This is a genomic window from Microbacterium maritypicum MF109 (assembly GCF_000455825.1).
Lineage (GTDB): Bacteria > Actinomycetota > Actinomycetes > Actinomycetales > Microbacteriaceae > Microbacterium > Microbacterium maritypicum_A.
The window spans coordinates 21,322-37,732 of record NZ_ATAO01000195.1; the positions used below are offsets into that span (position 1 = coordinate 21,322).

General features: G+C 68.6%; 16 protein-coding genes. 5 read left to right on the forward strand and 11 right to left on the reverse strand.

Translation table 11 applies throughout. From position 1 onward, the window contains the following. The first annotated feature begins 78 nt into the window (after window positions 1–78). On the forward strand, window positions 79–747 hold the full coding sequence (locus L687_RS32955) for a GntR family transcriptional regulator (protein WP_021200084.1): 669 nt from the start codon (window positions 79–81) through the stop codon (window positions 745–747). A 71-nt stretch (window positions 748–818) separates the two neighbouring features. On the opposite strand, the gene argG is transcribed toward L687_RS32955, so the two are convergent. The 3 genes from argG to L687_RS32970 are packed head-to-tail and all read right to left on the reverse strand — an operon-like array spanning window position 819 to window position 2,941. Beyond that, the gene (gene argG, locus L687_RS32960) at window positions 819–2,264 is read right to left on the reverse strand and encodes an argininosuccinate synthase (protein WP_021200085.1); all 1,446 of its coding nucleotides are present in this window, start codon (window positions 2,262–2,264) and stop codon (window positions 819–821) included. Window positions 2,265–2,307: 43 nt separating this feature from the next. Next, window positions 2,308–2,724 carry a PIN domain-containing protein gene (locus L687_RS32965; RefSeq protein ID WP_021200086.1) on the reverse strand — a complete coding sequence of 139 codons (417 nt, stop codon included), beginning with the start codon at window positions 2,722–2,724 and terminating at the stop codon, window positions 2,308–2,310. Beyond that, window positions 2,708–2,941, reverse strand: coding sequence for an AbrB/MazE/SpoVT family DNA-binding domain-containing protein (locus L687_RS32970; protein WP_029260826.1), 234 nt, complete (start codon window positions 2,939–2,941; stop codon window positions 2,708–2,710). Before L687_RS32970 ends, L687_RS32965 begins: the two co-directional genes overlap by 17 nt. Window positions 2,942–3,036: 95 nt before the next feature. Here L687_RS32970 and L687_RS32975 point away from each other — a divergent pair, with 95 nt between their 5' ends. After that, window positions 3,037–3,531: a hypothetical protein gene (locus tag L687_RS32975; protein WP_152525896.1), complete on the forward strand. Its 495-nt coding sequence runs from the start codon at window positions 3,037–3,039 to the stop codon at window positions 3,529–3,531. 312 nt (window positions 3,532–3,843) lie between these two features. Next, window positions 3,844–4,551: a ZIP family metal transporter gene (locus L687_RS32980; protein WP_021200090.1), complete on the forward strand. Its 708-nt coding sequence runs from the start codon at window positions 3,844–3,846 to the stop codon at window positions 4,549–4,551. Window positions 4,552–4,581: 30 nt separating this feature from the next. On the opposite strand, the gene L687_RS32985 is transcribed toward L687_RS32980, so the two are convergent. Next, entirely contained in the window at window positions 4,582–4,989 is a 408-nt protein-coding gene (locus tag L687_RS32985) for a pyridoxamine 5'-phosphate oxidase family protein (protein WP_021200091.1), read from the reverse strand. 204 nt (window positions 4,990–5,193) lie between these two features. Between L687_RS32985 and L687_RS32990 the strand changes: the two genes are divergently transcribed. Together L687_RS32990 and L687_RS32995 are read left to right on the forward strand one after the other, a co-directional pair. Beyond that, window positions 5,194–6,165: an alpha/beta hydrolase gene (locus L687_RS32990; RefSeq protein WP_021200092.1), complete on the forward strand. Its 972-nt coding sequence runs from the start codon at window positions 5,194–5,196 to the stop codon at window positions 6,163–6,165. Between the two features lie 69 nt (window positions 6,166–6,234). Then, entirely contained in the window at window positions 6,235–7,230 is a 996-nt protein-coding gene (locus L687_RS32995; RefSeq protein WP_021200093.1) for a hypothetical protein, read from the forward strand. 41 nt (window positions 7,231–7,271) lie between these two features. Here the strand turns inward: L687_RS32995 and L687_RS33000 are convergent, their stop codons facing one another. The 7 genes from L687_RS33000 to L687_RS33030 all read right to left on the reverse strand — a co-directional run bounded on the left by L687_RS33000 (window position 7,272) and on the right by L687_RS33030 (window position 16,411). After that, window positions 7,272–8,375, reverse strand: a complete 1,104-nt coding sequence (locus L687_RS33000; RefSeq protein ID WP_235045229.1) for a hypothetical protein — start codon at window positions 8,373–8,375, stop codon at window positions 7,272–7,274. Further along, window positions 8,372–9,163 carry a hypothetical protein gene (locus L687_RS33005; RefSeq protein WP_029260832.1) on the reverse strand — a complete coding sequence of 264 codons (792 nt, stop codon included), beginning with the start codon at window positions 9,161–9,163 and terminating at the stop codon, window positions 8,372–8,374. The genes L687_RS33000 and L687_RS33005 overlap by 4 nt, the downstream gene beginning before the upstream one ends. A gap of 171 nt (window positions 9,164–9,334) precedes the next feature. After that, entirely contained in the window at window positions 9,335–12,838 is a 3,504-nt protein-coding gene (locus tag L687_RS33010) for a PKD domain-containing protein (protein ID WP_021200096.1), read from the reverse strand. Window positions 12,839–13,022: 184 nt separating this feature from the next. After that, window positions 13,023–14,072, reverse strand: coding sequence for a VWA domain-containing protein (locus L687_RS33015; RefSeq protein WP_021200097.1), 1,050 nt, complete (start codon window positions 14,070–14,072; stop codon window positions 13,023–13,025). Then, window positions 14,069–15,055, reverse strand: a complete 987-nt coding sequence (locus L687_RS33020; RefSeq protein WP_231479933.1) for a VWA domain-containing protein — start codon at window positions 15,053–15,055, stop codon at window positions 14,069–14,071. Before L687_RS33020 ends, L687_RS33015 begins: the two co-directional genes overlap by 4 nt. Beyond that, on the reverse strand, window positions 15,046–15,537 hold the full coding sequence (locus L687_RS33025; protein WP_021200099.1) for a hypothetical protein: 492 nt from the start codon (window positions 15,535–15,537) through the stop codon (window positions 15,046–15,048). Before L687_RS33025 ends, L687_RS33020 begins: the two co-directional genes overlap by 10 nt. Next, complete coding sequence (locus tag L687_RS33030; protein ID WP_021200100.1) at window positions 15,524–16,411, reverse strand: DUF58 domain-containing protein; 888 nt, start codon at window positions 16,409–16,411, stop codon at window positions 15,524–15,526. Before L687_RS33030 ends, L687_RS33025 begins: the two co-directional genes overlap by 14 nt.

Here is a 16,411-nt window from a genome sequence, read left to right on the forward strand (position 1 = left end):
ACACGGGGGTTGTTCGGTTCGCGCGTGCCGACCGTTTCGAGTGGTGGGGGACCCGCTGTGGTCGAGGGAGGGTGTGATTTGGCAGGCATCGATGTGGCGCTCGAGCGCAGGACGATGAGCGAGGACGTCTATCGGCGGTTGCGAGATGCGATCGTGGACGGTGAGTTGCGACCGGGGGAACGCCTTCGCGATACCGACCTGGCGGAAGATCTGGGCACCTCCAAGACGCCCGTGCGTCATGCGCTGGCGCGCCTGGCGGAACAGGGGCTCGTCGAGATGCAGCGAAATCGCTTCACGCGCGTGGCGCCGCTCGACCTGGACCGGATCCGCGACGCGATCGCGCTGTTCGGCGACATCTGGATCGGATCGGTGCGGCATGCGATGCCGCTCGTCCGACAGGATGACGTCAGCTACCTCGTCGACCTGACGGAGGACATGTCCGACGCGGCGGTCGAGCGCGACGTCCTGGCCTACGGCGTGGCTCTGCGTGCCATCGCCATCGGCTTCGCTCGTCTCGAGGGCAATGCCACGCGGGCGTCCGTGATCGAGCTGCTCGGGCCGCAGATCCGGCGCTTCACGCAGCATGCCGCCGGCTGGTTCGATTGGGCCGCGAGCGAGCGATCCACCCTCGAGATCAGGGACGCCATCGTCTGCCGAGATGCGACGCAGGTGCGCGCGGCCCTCGTGACCCTGTTCGACGAGGTGCTTCCCGGCATCATCGACCGGACGGAGGTCGGAGACCGCTGAGGCAGGACGGGGACCGAATACACGATGCGCCGACACCCGAGGGTGCCGGCGCATCGGTGTCGGTCGATATGTCAGTCCGTGCCGGAGTCGAAGGCCGCGCCTTCGGACGCCGAGTCGACGGCGTCGGCCAGTGTCTCGTCGGCTTCGGAGATCGACCCGTGGACGGACTCGGTGATCTCGCTCGACTCGCCGGCGGTGACGCGGCCGACGAGCTCGCCGGTCGCACCGCCCACGAGACCGAGACCCGCGTACTGCTCGAGGCGTGCGCGGGAGTCGGCGATGTCGAGGTTGCGCATGGTGAGCTGGCCGATGCGGTCGACCGGGCCGAAGGCCGCATCGCCGACGCGCTCCATCGACAGCTTCTCGGGGCCGTAGGAGAGGTTCGGCGAGACGGTGTCGAGGATCGTCCAGTCGTCGCCGCGGCGCAGGCGGATCGTGACCGTGCCCGAGATGGTGAGCCCGACCCAGCGCTGGATCGACTCGCGCAGCATGAGCGACTGCGGCTCGAGCCAGCGGCCCTCGTACATCAGACGGCCGAGGCGGCGACCCTGTTCGTGGTAGGTCGCGAGGGTGTCTTCGTTCAGGATGCCGTTGACCAGGCGCTCGTAGGCGATGAACAACAGCGACATGGCCGGAGCTTCGTAGATGCCGCGCGACTTCGCCTCGATGATGCGGTTCTCGATCTGGTCGCTCATGCCGAGGCCGTGGCGACCGCCGATCGTGTTCGCCTCCATGACGAGGGCGACCGGGTCGGAGTACTCGACACCGTTGATGGCGACGGGGCGGCCGGCCTCGAACGTGACGGTGACGTCTTCGGTCTCGATCGCGACGGACGGGTCCCAGAACTTCACGCCCATGATCGGGTCGACGGTCTCGAGCGAGACGTCGAGGTGCTCGAGCGTCTTGGCCTCGTGCGTCGCGCCCCAGATGTTGGCGTCGGTCGAGTAGGCCTTCTCGGCGGAGTCACGGTAGGGGAAGTCGCGGGCGACGAGCCAGTCGCTCATCTCCTTGCGGCCGCCCAGCTCGGTGACGAAGTCGGCGTCGAGCCACGGCTTGTAGATGCGCAGGCGCGGGTTGGCGAGCAGGCCGTAGCGGTAGAACCGCTCGATGTCGTTGCCCTTGTAGGTGGAGCCGTCGCCCCAGATGTCGACGCCGTCCTCCTTCATGGCGCGCACCAGCATGGTGCCGGTGACCGCGCGACCGAGGGGCGTCGTGTTGAAGTAGGTCTTGCCGCCGGAGCGGATGTGGAAGGCGCCGCAGGAGAGGGCGACGAAGCCCTCTTCGACCAGGGCGGTCTTGCAGTCGATCAGGCGCGAGGCCTCGGCGCCGTACTCCAGCGCGCGGCCCGGGATCGAGGCGATGTCGTCTTCATCGTACTGACCGAGGTCGCCGGTGTACGTGAAGGGAACCGCGCCCTTCTCGCGCATCCACGCGACGGCGACGGAGGTGTCGAGTCCTCCGGAGAAGGCGATGCCGACGCGCTCGCCGACGGGCAGGGACTGGAGGACCTTGGACATGCTTCCCAGTCTATCGGCGGGCGGCGTGTCGCCCCGTGCTGCGTCAGATCACGCGCACATCGACGCCTAGCGCCGCATACGTTCCTATCGCGCGGCGATCGCATGTGACGAGCGTCACCCCGGCGGCCCTGGCGCACAACGCGACCAGGCCGTCGTAGACCGCTCCGCCGGCGATTCCAGCATCGGCGAGAACGTCGACGGCGGTGCGCGCGTCCTCTTCCGAGAGTGAGATCGATCGGGGGAATGCAGCCCGGATCGCGTTCGCCGCTGCCAGAGGGGTCAGGCGATTGGGGCCCGGCAGGCGCGTCAGCACGGAGTATGTCTCTGCTGAGGCGTGGCCGGCAAGGCCGAGGATTGCACCGGTGCAGGCGCTCTGGACCGCGATGTGCGCGGTGTTGTCTTCCACGAGGAGCGCGAGCGCCGCGCTCGTATCGAGGAGCAGGTCAGCGCTGGTCGGCAAGGCGCAACTCGCGGATGTCGTCGGGTGTGATCGCCATGCCGGACGACGCGACGACGAGACGCCCGTCCTTCTCGATGAGGTTGTCCGGGGCATCGATCTCGATGCGGATGCCGTTGCCGTCGAGGATGAGATCGATAGGACCAGGGATCAATCCGACGCGCTCGCGGAGCGCAGCGGGGATGACGATCCGTCCTGCCTTGTCCATGGTTGCCTTCATGCCATGAGAATACCATTCGAATGGCACAGAACGGGGGGCGAGGCGGGTGCTTCATATCGGTGTCCTCGTTCAGGATCCGCCGCTACATTGTGGCCATGCAGAGAGCAAGGTCGCGTGGATGGTGGTTGATTGCGGGAGGTGCGCTTCTCGCCGCGATACTGGTCGTGCTTCTCGTCCTGGCGGTCCAAGCCTTCCGCAGGTCGACGCTCGCGCGGCAGGACATGGCGGCGCACCTGTCGTTCCCCGCGACGTATCACGGCTTCGAAGAGGCCTCGGAACTCGCAGGTTTCACACTCAAGGAAGACGGATCAGCGGAGGTCTCGGCGCTGATGCTCGGCACCGAGGAACGGGAACTCGACGACGGGCGGGTGTGCCTCGATGGCGACGTGACCCCGGTCGTCGGGAAGGCCAGCTGGCGGACGGACGATGCGGGGTGGGTCGTCATCGAGGCGGGTGAACGGCAGACGCGCCTGAGCCAGGACGATCCGATGCTCATGGGCTGGGGTTGGGGCAAGGTTTATGTCCTGACGCCCTGCACCGAGGAGTACACGGCGACGTTCGTCACCCCGAACGCCGACTACTCCGACTGAACGACATCTTCATGGCGTGCCAGGCGCAGTGGGGAGAAGAGCACGATCAGTGCAGCCACGACGAACACCACCACGCCGACCGAACGCGAAGGCGGTCACGGCGCCCGTGAACGCGCCGAGCGTCGACGATGACCAGAAGAGTGCGAAAGCAGGGATGCGCAGAACCTCGACCGGCCTGTCGCTCATCGCCGCCTCGCTGGGTCGCCCGCCGCTCCCGCTGTGGTCATCCTATTAGCGCCCCTTTCTGGAGACGGGTGGGTCGACCCGGATGGCGGGCTCGGAGGTGGGAGAGTAGGCGCACGGAGGTCGGACATGGGCGAAGCAGTCCTGTGGGGTGTGGTCGCGGCGGCGCCGCTGTTCATCGGTGCGGTGCTCGCACTGCTGCGCACGTGGCCGCCGCGCTGGCTCGGCATCGTGCTGGGCTTCGGCGCCGGCGCGCTCATGGCGTCGATCGCCTTCGAGCTGTGGGAGGAGGGGCTCGATCTCGCCGGTCCTGTCCCCCTCGTGGTCGGTGTCGCGGCGGGAGCGATCAGCTACTACATCGCCGACCGCATCCTCGACGCCAGGGCCGCGAAGACCAAGGAGCAGGCGGGCGGGGGGCAGCTCGCCGTCGGCGCTCTGCTCGACGGCATCCCGGAGCAGCTGGTGCTCGGCATCGGTCTCGCCTCCGGGGAACCGGTCAGCATCGCGCTCGTGGTCGCCATCCTGGTCTCGAACCTGCCCGAATCGATCGGCTCGGCTGCCGACCTGCTCGAAGGCGGCATGGCGAAATCGCGGGTGCTGCTGCTCTGGGCGGGTGTCGCGGTGCTCTGCGCGGCCGCGACTGTCGCGGGCTTCGGTCTCGCGAGCATCACCGGCGATGAGTTCCGTTCGGCGGCGAGTGGTTTCGCCGCCGGCGCCCTGCTCGTGATGCTGGTCGATTCGATGATCCCCGAGGCGCAGTCCAAAGCCAAGGAATCGACGGGACTCGCGACCGTGCTGGGCTTCGCGCTCGCCGCCGGCCTGGCCCTCGCATCCTGAGCGACGACGGAGATCACCCGGAGACGGCGCTCAGTCCGCGCCGCGGAACTGGTCCCGTCGCACGGTACGGCCGGTGATGCTCTCGATGCGGAACGACAGCGGAAGGCTCCGATCCTCCCCCGCCCACGGATGCACGCGCGCGGCATCACCGGCCGCTTCGTCGTCGGGGACCCGCGAGAGGGGACCATGCAGCAGCACGCTCCATGCCGTGTTGCCGAGGGGGTCGTGGTAGTCCACCTCGAACGCGACCGGGAGCGGCTCAGAGGTCAGGGCGGCCAACACGCCGTCCGGCGCGGTGCGAAGAAGCAGGTCGTGACCGGAGACCGCGAAGTTCACGGGAAGGATCTGCACCCGGTCCTCATGGACGAAGCCGATCCGGCCGATCGTGGTGGTGGACAGCAGTTCGTAGGACTGCTGCTCGTCGAGTGCTCGAATCATGCGCGCATCCCTTCCTTTTGGCGCCAGGCTATCCAGCGCGACACGCGCCATCAAGGGAGTCGTGCGACGCCGGAGCGGAACAGCCCGCCATCCGGCGGATCGGAGGCGTCGGATCCGCCCGCGCTGGCGGGTTACTCTCGGGAGCGGCGTGCGGGAGGCTGGCGGAACACCGCCGCGATGGTGGCCGAGGACAAAGGAGTTCCGATGACTGACACGACCCTGGCGCGACCGCCGTTCGATCCCGAGCTCGAGGCTGCTCTCGCTCTCGTCGGCGACCAGCTGCCGTCGACCCTGACGCCCGAGATGATCCCGCTGATGCGCCAGTCGCCGGTGAGCGGCGACCAGGAGATCTTCACCGTGCTCGACGACCGCGGCTTCACACGCCGTGACGTCACGATCGCCGGATACGACGGAGGCGAGATCGTCCTGTCCGTGATCGAGAAGGAGGGCCGGACCGGCACCGGTCCGGGCTTCTTCCACACCCACGGTGGCGGCATGATCATCGGCAACCGCTGGCTCGGTGTGGTCGGCTTCCTCGACTGGGCGGAGCGCTACGACGGCGTGATCGTCACGGTCGAGTATCGGCTCGCCCCCGAGTTCCCCGACCCTTATCCGGTGGAGGATTGCTACGCGGGTCTGCTGTGGACCGCCGAGCATGCCGAGGAGCTCGGGATCGACCTGTCGCGCCTGCTGATCGGCGGCGGCAGCGCCGGGGGAGGCCTGGCTGCGGGCACCGCGCTGCTCGCCCGTGACCGGAAGGGCCCCGAGCTGATCGGCCAGCTGCTCATCTACCCGATGCTCGACGACCGAGACGAGTCGGTGTCCACCCGGCAGATCGACGGGATCGGGGTCTGGGATCGCGGGTCGAACGTGACCGGATGGACGGCGTTGCTCGGCGACCGCAAGGGTACCGACGACGTCTCGATCTATGCCGCTCCCGCGCGGGCGACCGATCTGAGCGGACTGCCCCCGGCGTTCATCGATTGCGGCAGCGCAGAGGTGTTCCGCGACGAGGATGTCGCCTATGCCACGAAGCTCTGGGAAGCCGGGGTCCAGGCCGAGCTGCACGTGTGGGCCGGCGGCTTCCACGGCTTCGACATGTTCGCCCCGCACGCCGCCGTCGCTCAGGCCATGCTCGCCGCGCGGGACAACTGGGTGAACCGCCTGCTCTCCTGAGTCCGGATTCCACCCTCCGGGGCCGCGCGCCGACCCCGTAGGGTGGAATCCCCGCGCGATGGAGCCGACATGCAAGATCTGCTGGGGCGTCTCACCGCCCTCGACCCGGATGCCAGCGAGACGCTCAAAGTCGTCAGCTACTTCGATGCCCTCGTCGCCCGCTCCGTGGGTGTGGAGAGCATGCTGCGGGGTGCGGCGGTGCTGAGCGGTGCGACCGTCGGCCAGCGCGACGGCCGGCACATCGTGCGCGTGCGGGCAGATGGGGTGCGCATCGATCCCGTCGAGCCGTCCCCCTCCTGGCCCGTCCGGGAGAGTGGGCCGGGTGCCGTCGCCTGGATCGAGCGGGAGGGCGATGCGCATTCGAACGACGCGATGATCCTGGAGCGGCTCAGCCTCGGCCTCGGCATCATCCGGGCGCGACGCGCGGTCGGCCCCGAGAGCGCGGTCGAACTCGCCATCAGTTCCTACGCCGGTGCCGAGGAGCGGGCGGCTGCGCTGCCGCGGCTCCGGCTCTCCGCGAGCATGCTGCGACTGGTCGCGTCACCCCCGGAGCCCGCACCGTTGCCGACGCACCCCTCGGCTGTGGTCGCCACCCGGCACGGACTCACGCGCGCGACGATCATCGACGCGCAGACGGACGTGCGGGAAGTCTGGCCCGAGACCGCTGCTCTGCGGTTGGGCGTCGGTCTCGCCGGACCGGGAGACCAGCTTCCCCAGTCGTGGGCATCGGCTCTCGTCGCCGTGCGTCTGACGAGTCCGGGCGAGCCGGTGGTCGATGCGGCCGACCTCGGAGCGCTGCTCCTCGTCGCCGACGCCGCCGAGTCGAGCCCGTTGCACCCGGATGCCGCCGCGCTCGCGGCCCTCGACGCCCGTAGTCGGGAGCTTCTCGACGCGGTCGCCGAAGAGCAGAGCGTGCGCGCCGCCGCCACGCGTCTCGGCCGCCATCATTCCAGCGTGCAGGAGCGTCTGACGGTGCTGGTGGAGACTCTGGGCTACGACCCGCGCACCTCCCGCGGCCACGCCCGCTACGTGCTGGCCCGGATGCTGCTGACGCTCGGCCCCTGACGCGCGTCGGCCCACGGCCCCGGCAGGGCTCCGGCACCGTCTCACTCGAAGCCGGGGTACTCCTGCAGCTTCGTCTGGAACTCCTCGCGATCGGCCTCGCTCAGCACTCCGCTGGCGATCACGGTCAGCTGCAGGCCTTCGAGGGGTTCGCCGGTGCGGGCGTTCTGTGCCTCGCGGGCGGCCAGGAATCCGCCGTCCCGATCGTTCGAGAGGTCGTTGATGGTGGCGTAGAAGCGCAGCGGATCGGGGAAGTTCTCGGTGTAGTACTCCCACGTCGTCTGCGTGCGCGGGTCGTCGCTGCCGTAGAGCTTCGCGATCATCGCGGGGTCGATTCCCGAAACCGAGGGATCGTTGAAGGAGTAGAGGTCCCACAATCCGTGCTCGACGACGACCTCGTTGATGACACGCATCACGTCGAGCTTGCGCTCGTCATCCTGGATCGGTTCGTTCGTCGCCCACGCCGCGGAGGTGAATTCGACGAGCATCGACTCGCCGCCGTAGCCGTTGCGCTCCGGACGCAGGTCGTCATCGCCCACCTGCACCCAGGTGTAGCCGAACTCGTCGGTGAGTCGCGTGCGGATGTCGGCGAACATGGTCTCGGCCTGCGCACGCACCTCCTCGAGCGACTGCTGCGAGAGGGTCTGCTGGGGGTCGGTGCCCTTGATCGCCGGATAGGCCTCCGCGTGCTTCTGCGCGGCTGTCTTCGTCCCCTCGTAGGTGCCGGAGGCTGAGGTCTGCAGGGCACTCATGCCGCCCACGGTGGCGACGTTGAAAAGGATCGTCACGACGAGCGCGATCGCCCCCAGCTTCCGTCCGCGTGCCGAAAACAGGGCGGCCGCGATGACCGCGACCACGACGAGCTGCAGGGCGAGCATCGTGACGCCGTAGAGCAGGTCGGTGCCGCCGGCGATCAGCGTCCCGAGCAGGATCAGCGCGAAGAGGATGGAGGTGGTGAGGGCGATCCATCCGAGGGCGTTCGCCGGCTTCCTCGGCTCTTCCGCCGGGGCGATCGTCGCGACGTTCGGGCGCGGTGCGGATCCGAACGCATCGCGCCGCGCTCCTCGGTAGCCGCCGGGTGGGGGCACGGGTGGAGCGCCCTCGGTGCCCGTGATGTAGCGCGCGCGCTGCCTCTCGTGATCGCTCACCACGGCTTGTCCGTCTCCGAACCGCCCTGGTCGTCGCCCTGTTGCTGATCGCGTTCCTGCGTCCCCTGCTCGAGCTTGTCCTGCAGGCCCTTCAGCTTGTCCTCCGACGGCTGCTCCTTCTCCCCCGGTTGCGGCTGGGGTGACGGCTGCTGCTCCTCCTGCTGCTTCTGCTTGAGACGATCGGCGGTGCCGTCGAGAGAATCGGCCATGTCGCGCTGCGGGTCGGACGACTGCTGCCGGGCCTCTTCGCTGCGGCACTCCTCTGGCGTCTCGACCGTGATCGTGAGCGCCTCGCCGTAGAGCGCAGCAGCGCCCGCGCCGTCGCCGTCCGCGCGTGCGGCGTCACCCATGCGCTCGACCACCAGGGCGAGATTGATCCGTACCCCGCACACCTCCAGTCCGGTGGCGAGGTCGAGTGCCCTTTCGAGCTCGGCCCGCGCCTCCGGCAGCTGCTCCGCCGCACCGAGCGCGGTGCCGATGTTGAACGGCGCCTTGTACGGCTCGAACCAGTTCAGGAGGTCTTGTCCGCGTGCGGATGCCTCCGACCCGGCGAAGTCGTCCACCAGGTAGGCGGTGATGGCCTGATGTGCGAAGGCGTACATGCTCAGCAGCTTGCCCACGAACAGGAGCGCGGCGAGGGTGAGCGGAATCGTCCCGATCGCGACCCAGCGGCGGACGCTGCGGCGGCGGCGGTTGGACCGGAGGAGGGCGGCGGCGCTGTCGGCCGTGCTGGCGGTGGTGGTCGAGGACCCGAGCTCGGTCGCCGCGGGTGCCGACGGATGTGTCACGTCCAACCCCCTTACCGATCGACCACTGCTCAGCGCGGGGAATTCTGGTCCCCGAAGCGGCAGGACGAAGCGCTGAACATCCTATCCGGGGATCCTCCGGATACGATTCAGCCGACCTCGAGTGCCGAGGTCGGCTGAATCATGGTGAGGGACGATGCCCGTTCCCGTGCGCTACTCGGCTGCGGTGACGCGGAACGTGTCGAAGGCCACGCCGAGTGCCGCGGTCGAGCTGCCGGAGCGGTTGCCGCTCAGGCCCACCCCGCCCGCGGGCTGCAGGGGCGTCGCATCCGACGCCTTGAGCTGCCAATCGGCCGGTTCCGTCGCCCCGGTCGCCCAGATCTTCGCGTTGATGGACGCCTGCGCGGTGCCCGTCACCGTGACCTTGAGGGTGTACGAGGTGTTCGCCGCGAAGGCGAGACCCGAGACGGCTCGGGTGGCCAGGACGGTTCCGTCACGGTGGGCGACGAGCCAGATGGTTCCGTCGGGACGGAGCCATGCGCGGACGAGATAGCGTCCGGCGGCGGAGTCGCGTGCGATGACTCCGATGTACGCACCACCGGTGGTGGCCCCCTGATCGACGCGGAAGGTCGTCTCCAGAGTCGGGCTCGGGACCGACGTCGCGTTCAGCGTGGCGTGTCGGGTGTCGCCCGCGGCCAGGTTCAACCGTCCGAAGCCGCCGGCGACCGTGGCCGCCGCCTGCGAACCGCCCGCGATCGTCCAGGCGCCGCCCGCGACCGCGTTCCCCCAGCCTCGGCTGGATGCCTGCTCGAAGTCGTCACCCGCGAGCGGCGCGGGTTCCGCCACGACGGATTTGCGGGTCGTGGTCGCCGAGCCGCCCACGTCGTCGGTCACGGTGAGGGTGACCGTACGTGTCCCCGCCGTCGAGTAGGCGTGGCTGGCGACCGCACCCGCACTGGTCGTGCCATCGCCCCAGTTCCAGCTGTAGCTGCTGATGGTGCCGTCGGTGTCGGTCGATGCCGCTGCGTCAGCCGAGGAGGTGAGACCCGATGAGGAGAGGGTGAAAGACGCGGTGGGCAGCGCATTGGCTCCCTGCACGACCACCGGCTTCTTGACGGACCCCACGAGCCCTTGGCTGTCGGTGATCGTGAGCTTGACCTGGTACGTGCCGGGCGCCGCATACGTGTGCGAGGGCGTCTTGCCCGTACCCGTCGTCCCGTCGCCGAAGTCCCAGCGGTACGCCGCGACAGTAGCGGATCCCGGCGGGACCGACGTGCTCGCGTCGAATGCCACAGCGAGCCCGACCGGGGTCGCCGTGTACGCCGCGACGGGCGCCGTTGAGCCCTTGGCGACCCAGAAGTGCGTCTTCACCTGCCCGGCGCTCAGCCCGTACGGGTAGATGGCGAACTGGTTGACGTTGCCGGTGAGGGACACCGACGTCGGGATGTTCGGCCAGTTGACCAGCTTGCCGCTGCCGATCTTCCAGAAGCCCTCGTAGGCCTGACCCTTGGTCACACCGGTGATCTGATCGTTGAGTTGGCCGTCGACGAAGAGCTTCATCCCCTCGGGGCTGACGGACGCCACGACCTGGTGCCACTGGTTGTCGTTGTACGCAGCCTTGGTCGTGATGACTCTCGTGCCGTCGCTGTACACCCCGAAGTTCAGGCGTCCGTCGTTCGACATATAGACGTTGCGGTCGTAGTTCTTCGAGAAGCCCGCTGCTGAGCTCTCGAAATCGAACAGCACTCCGCCGCTTGTCGTCGACGTCTGGAACCACATCTCGGCGGAGTACGCGGAAGGTGCGGGCATCTTCGTGGTGGTGTCGACGCGTCCGGTCTCGGTGCCGTCGAGGGCCGTCGCGCCCGTGCCCTTCGACGTTCCCGACGACAAGAGCTTCGCCCCTGCGCGGAAGATCGGGCTGTTCGCGCCGGCAACGTCCTGGCCGATGGTTCCCAGCGGGTAGTAGAGCTGGGGTTCATCGGCGAGCACCGCGTTGGAATACGGTGGCGTCGGGTCGGCCACCGTCACGGTCGCCGTCTTGCTCGAGACGGTGTTGCCGTTGCCGTCTGCGGCCGTGAAGGTGTACTGCTGCTGCGAGCCGGCCGGAGCCGTCGTGTCCTCGAAGCTGACAGCGGGCAGGTTCCACCAGGTGGAGTCCACCTTCGTGGTGAGCAGAGGAGTGGTCGAACCGGCGCGGCGCAGCTCATAGGTGAGCGTGAGGTCGTCACGGTCCCAGTTGGCCGGGATCGACACCTTCACCCGACCGGGCGTGAGAGACGTCGCGGTCGGCTGCCACTTGTCTCCGGAGAGGCGGGGGCCGTCTTTGGGGCCGGCGGGAGGAGCGGTCGAGAATCGCACGAGTCCCTCGAACTGGCCGTTGTTGACGGAGCGGAACTCGCCTCCGATGGAGATCATGTTGCCCGTGCCGGTGATCGACAACCCGGCCTGACCGAGTCCGGTGGTGACACCGACCGCCCAGTCGGGAGACCACGCATACGGCGAAGGCGCGGGAGTTCCGCCCCAGTCCTTTCGGCCCGGTGCCGCCGGCTGAGGTGCGAGGGTCCCCCGGGCATCGGCCGTGTATGCCTCGGAATAACGGTGCACGCGCGGGGCCTGTTCCGGGTGGAGACCCAACGTCTCGCAGGTATGGGTGTGGCTCGTGGTGTAGACGACCTTGCCGGTCGAGTAGACGCCGTAGTGGTCGCCGATGCAGTCCGCGATCCAGCGGACCTTGCCGGTGCCGGCCTCGGCCGCGAAGGTGCCTTCGAGGTTGCCGGTGGCAGCGTCGGCATAGCCCCACCCGGTGCCGTAGACGCCGGTGGCATCGGTGGTGAGGCTGAAGGTTCCGGCTTTACCGGCGTAGATGCCGCTACCGGCGCCGTTCCTCACCGTCTTGGCCAGCTCCCACGCGGTGTTCAGCGTGCCGGTGGTCTTGTCGACGGCTCCGCTGCCACGCATCTCGGTGTTGCCGTTGATCTGCGAGAACCGTCCGCCGATGATGGTGTCCTTGCCGGCGGGGTCCATCACCATCGCATCCACCTGCAGGTCGGTCTGCGGGGCCCAGGGCAGGAGCGCGCCGTTCGCGGTGTTGAACGCGGCGAGGTTCTTCCGTGCGGTGCCGTTGGCCTGGCCGAACAGGCCGCCAGCGTAGACCGCGGTTCCGGATGTCGTGAGAGCGTAGACGCCCGATCCGCCGATCGACGGGACGAACCCGGCGACCAGCTCGCCGGTCTTCGCGTCGATCGCGGCGATGTTCCAACGGTCCTTCCCGTTGACACTGTTGAACGAACCGCCGATGTAGATGCGGCTGCCGTCGGGAGATGCGGCGACGGCCTTGATGACGCCGTTGACCTTCGGTGCGAACGGCAGCAGTGCCCCGGTGTTGATGTCGTAGGCGAGAACGTTCGACCGCGCGGTGAGGGCAGTGCCCGGAGCGGCTTTGGGCTCGCGGGCGTTGTCGAACTTGCCCACGGCGTAGACGGTGGAGCCGATGGTGGTCTGTGCCCAGACGTAGCCGTTGTCGATCTGCACCGTTGGAATCGGGTCGGATGTGACGACGTCACCGTCGCGTTGCAGCAGTGGTGGCAACGTCGGCGCGGCGTCGGTCGCCACGGCGGCTCCACCCCCGAACGACACCAGCCCCGCCACGACCAAGATGCCGACGACGACACCAGCGGCCGCGGAGCGGGCGCGTTCAAGAACGTGATTGTTCCCCATGATTTTGTTTTCCCCAGTGATCTGATGCCGACGCGAGCGCCGACACGACATCGCAGTCACGCGCCGCGGAGGCTTCCCCAAGCCATGTGTTCCGCGATCGTCATGCATCTGCGAACCCCTGCCGGGACCAAGACAGTCCTCGACCGGTAAAACATTAGCAGCTGATATCGACGAAGCCTGAGTGTTAGATCTGGTTGCGTGAGCGGACGCGCTGTCGTGGCGCGCGCAGCTGCCGAAGTCGCGCGATCAGCAGGGCGGCACGCGTGAGCTCCACGCCGAGGATGGCCAGGGCGACGAGCGCCGCGATCCAGTAGAGCTCGATGACGTTGCCGACCTCGCCCGAATCGGCGTAGTCGGTGGTGGTCGACGGGGCCTCGGGGAGGGAGGGGGCGGCATCCGCCGTCCGAGTCGCGTACGTGACCCCGAGCTGGTCGGCGATCGTCTCGAGGTTCGACTCGTCGATCACCGAGAGAGCGTCGGCGCCCTGGTACTGGATGTAGTCGCCGCCCTGATCCGAGATGCCGCCCGTGGTGATGCGCATGGGCCCACCCTCGGCGGTGCCGTAGCCGAACACGGCTCCCGAATCGGTGTACTTCTCGCTCGCGCTGAACGACTCCGGCGCGGTGTCGACCGTCTGCTCCCCGTCGCCGAAGTAGAAAACCATGCGCGAGCGGTCGGGAGACGATTCGGCTGCCGAGGCGAGGGTTTCCGACAGCAGGGGGGCGGCGATGCCGATCGAGCTGCCGCGTGACTGGCTGGTGACCTCGGGGCGCAGCACCCCGAGGGAACCCAGGAGTGCCGTGGTGTCCGTGGTCAGCGGCATCCTCAGCTCGGCCGCGGCATCCGAGGTGATGAGGGCGAAGCGCGCTCCCGGATACTCCTCCACCAGAGCGCGCACGTCTGCACGGATGCCGTCGAGCCGCGGTTCGCCGTCATCCCAGTCCTCAGCCACGATGCTCGCCGTCGTGTCGACCACGAGCACGATGTCGGTATCCGTCGCGAGGGTCTGGGTCGCTCCCCCGGGGATGCCCGGACGCATGAGCATCGCGAAGCAGGCGAGCACCAGAAGCAGCCGCATGGCCCACAGGGCACGATGCCCGGCCAGCGCGCGACGATCGGTGATCGGCACCCCGGCGGACTTCGGCGGACGCACCAGCACCCAGACGGCGGCGACGGCGACGGGGGCGCATAGAAGAACGACGAGCAGCGGGTTGAGCACGGGTTGGAGGATCACAGTCGCACCCTCCACAGCACCACGACGAAGCCGAGCAGGCAGATCGAGAGCAGCACGATCCACAGGTTCGGGGTGTCGGTCCAGACCACCTGCGCCTCCCCGCGCAACTCGGTCGCCTCCTGTTCCTGCACCTGGGTGACGATGTCGGAGACGGTGGTCGTGTCGCGCAGGCCGAATGCGGCGCCGCCCGTCGCCTCGGCCGCAGCGCTCAGCTCGGCGCTGACGTCGGCATCCTTGCCCTGGACCGGGTTCAGCGCGAAGACTCGCACGTCCTTCGAGGCGGCGTAGGCGGCGGCCTCGTCGAGCGTGACGATCGAGGCGCCGTTGACCTCGTTGTCGGTGGCGAAGATGACGGAGCGTGAGCGCTCGGCGTCCGGGTTGTCGAAACCCATCGTGCAGGCGGCGAGACCGTCGCCGATCAGGGAGGCGCCGTCTCCATTGAGGGTGCCGACCCAGTGCTCCGGGACCTGATCGACGTAGTCGAAGCTCTGCGTCATGCTCTCGATGTGCTCGCGCACGAAGTCGTAGTCGTCGGTCAGGGGGAAGATCTGCACGGGCGAGCTGTTGAAGATCGTCAGTCCGATGCGTTCGCCCTCGAAGCTGTCCAGAAGCTCGTCGAAGACGTTCAGCACCTCTACGTCGACCTCGGTCATGGAACCGGAGACGTCGAGGCACAGCATGATGTCTCGGCTGGTGTTGACGGGCTGGATCGTCTGCGCCGACATCGGCCGCGCAGCCACCACGCCCGCGACGATGGCGGCGGTCGCGCCGAGGGCGAGGATGCCGGACAGCGCGAGTGCTCTCCGCGTCAGTGCGCGGCGGAAGGAGGGCAGCGCGCGCACGCGCTCGGCACGGGCGACGCGCGCGGCGTCGATGCCTCGGCTCGGGCCGCCCCGCCGGAGGCCGACGACGAGACCGATCGTGATCGCGAGCACCACGACCGCGACCGCGGCCGCGAGCATCCAGACGTTCGCTAGTGCCACGTGCGCACCACCGTCCTGGCGGCTTCGGCGCCGGCCACAGGATCGATCACCGGTCCCTGGCGGAAGATGCTCGGGTAGTAGTGCCTGCCGAGCGCATCGATGAGGGCGGGATGCACACCGCGGGCCACGAGATCGTCGAGTGCGAGCACCGGCGCCTCCAGGCCGCTGTACTCGTTCACGAAGGTGCGCACGGTGCGGCTCAGCTCGAGATTCGCCTGCCGGGCGGACATGCGGCGTTCGACGTACTCGGTCTCGATCTGCTGGATGCGCGCCAGGTACTCGGTGCGCAGCTGCGAGAGCACGTCGATGACCAGCGGTGCCTGCCCGGCGTTCGGGTCGGCGACCGCCAGGGTGCGCCGCGGTCGGGTGAGGACGATCAGCAACCACGCCCCCAGCACCAGTAGAGCCAGGATGCCGATTGCGAGCAGCATCCATCCCCAGCCGTACTGCGCCGGCGGATAGAGGTCGTCAGAGCCGGGCATTCGACCTCCGATTCAGCAGCGTCAGCAGCTGAGCGACGGCATCGTCCTGCCCGTCCAGCGTGGAGTGGCTGATCTCCATCCGGGTGAGCAGCTCGGCGAGGTGTGCGGCGTCGGCCTCGCGTTGCGCGGTCAGCTCCTGCACGATCTCGCGGTCGCCCTGCACGAATCCCGGCACCTGCCAGCGACTGTCGACGTCACTGCGGATGTGTCCGGTGGCGTGGTCCAGCACGGGCTCGGCGTCGCGCAGCGTGAGCCAGAGCACGTCGTGCTGCACGCGCAGTCGCCGCAGCATCCGTTCGGTCTCGCCGGTGACGGGGGCCTCGTCGGTGATCACGACCACGATCATGCGACGCGCGATCGTGCGGGTGACGAACGACAGCAGGCCATCACGGTCGCTCGGTGCGTCGCTCTGGTCGACGGCCCGATCGATCGTGCGCAGCGCGTGCTCGAGCGCCCCTTCGCTGCGGCCCGGCGCGAGGCGGCGCACCTTGGCGGCATCGCCGTACACCGTGGTGAAGTCGTCGCCGTGGCGCAGCGTCAGCACACCGAGCACTCCGGTCGCCAGGATCGCCAGGTGCTTCTTCGACTGCTCGTCTGCGGCGAGTGCTGACATCGAGCGCCCGGTGTCGACCACGAACAGCACGGTGTGCATGCGGGTCGCGCGCGAGCGCTTCACCAGGGGCGTTCCCAGCCGGGCGGTCGCCCGCCAGTCGATGTCGCGCACCTGATCGCCGTACTCGTACTTGCGCAGGTCTTCGAAGTCGAGGCTCCGCCCGCGCAGCAGCGACGCGTAGGCGCCGTCGAGCGCGTGCAGCGACTTGCGCGTCGAGTGGATGAAGAGCTTGCTCTTCACCTGCGTGATCAGGCTGGCCAT

What these genes read in the sequence shown, in the direction of transcription:
- L687_RS33025 (WP_021200099.1), bottom strand. Translation starts at nt 15,537, where the DNA reads ATGCCCGGCTCTGACGACCTCTATCCGCCGGCGCAGTACGGCTGGGGA.
- L687_RS32980 (WP_021200090.1), top strand. Translation starts at nt 3,844, where the DNA reads ATGGGCGAAGCAGTCCTGTGGGGTGTGGTCGCGGCGGCGCCGCTGTTC.
- L687_RS33030 (WP_021200100.1), bottom strand. Translation starts at nt 16,411, where the DNA reads ATGGCCAGCCTGATCACGCAGGTGAAGAGCAAGCTCTTCATCCACTCG.
- L687_RS32970 (WP_029260826.1), bottom strand. Translation starts at nt 2,941, where the DNA reads ATGAAGGCAACCATGGACAAGGCAGGACGGATCGTCATCCCCGCTGCG.
- argG (WP_021200085.1), bottom strand. Translation starts at nt 2,264, where the DNA reads ATGTCCAAGGTCCTCCAGTCCCTGCCCGTCGGCGAGCGCGTCGGCATC.
- L687_RS33010 (WP_021200096.1), bottom strand. Translation starts at nt 12,838, where the DNA reads ATGGGGAACAATCACGTTCTTGAACGCGCCCGCTCCGCGGCCGCTGGT.
- L687_RS32990 (WP_021200092.1), top strand. Translation starts at nt 5,194, where the DNA reads ATGACTGACACGACCCTGGCGCGACCGCCGTTCGATCCCGAGCTCGAG.
- L687_RS32975 (WP_152525896.1), top strand. Translation starts at nt 3,037, where the DNA reads ATGCAGAGAGCAAGGTCGCGTGGATGGTGGTTGATTGCGGGAGGTGCG.
- L687_RS32985 (WP_021200091.1), bottom strand. Translation starts at nt 4,989, where the DNA reads ATGATTCGAGCACTCGACGAGCAGCAGTCCTACGAACTGCTGTCCACC.
- L687_RS32995 (WP_021200093.1), top strand. Translation starts at nt 6,235, where the DNA reads ATGCAAGATCTGCTGGGGCGTCTCACCGCCCTCGACCCGGATGCCAGC.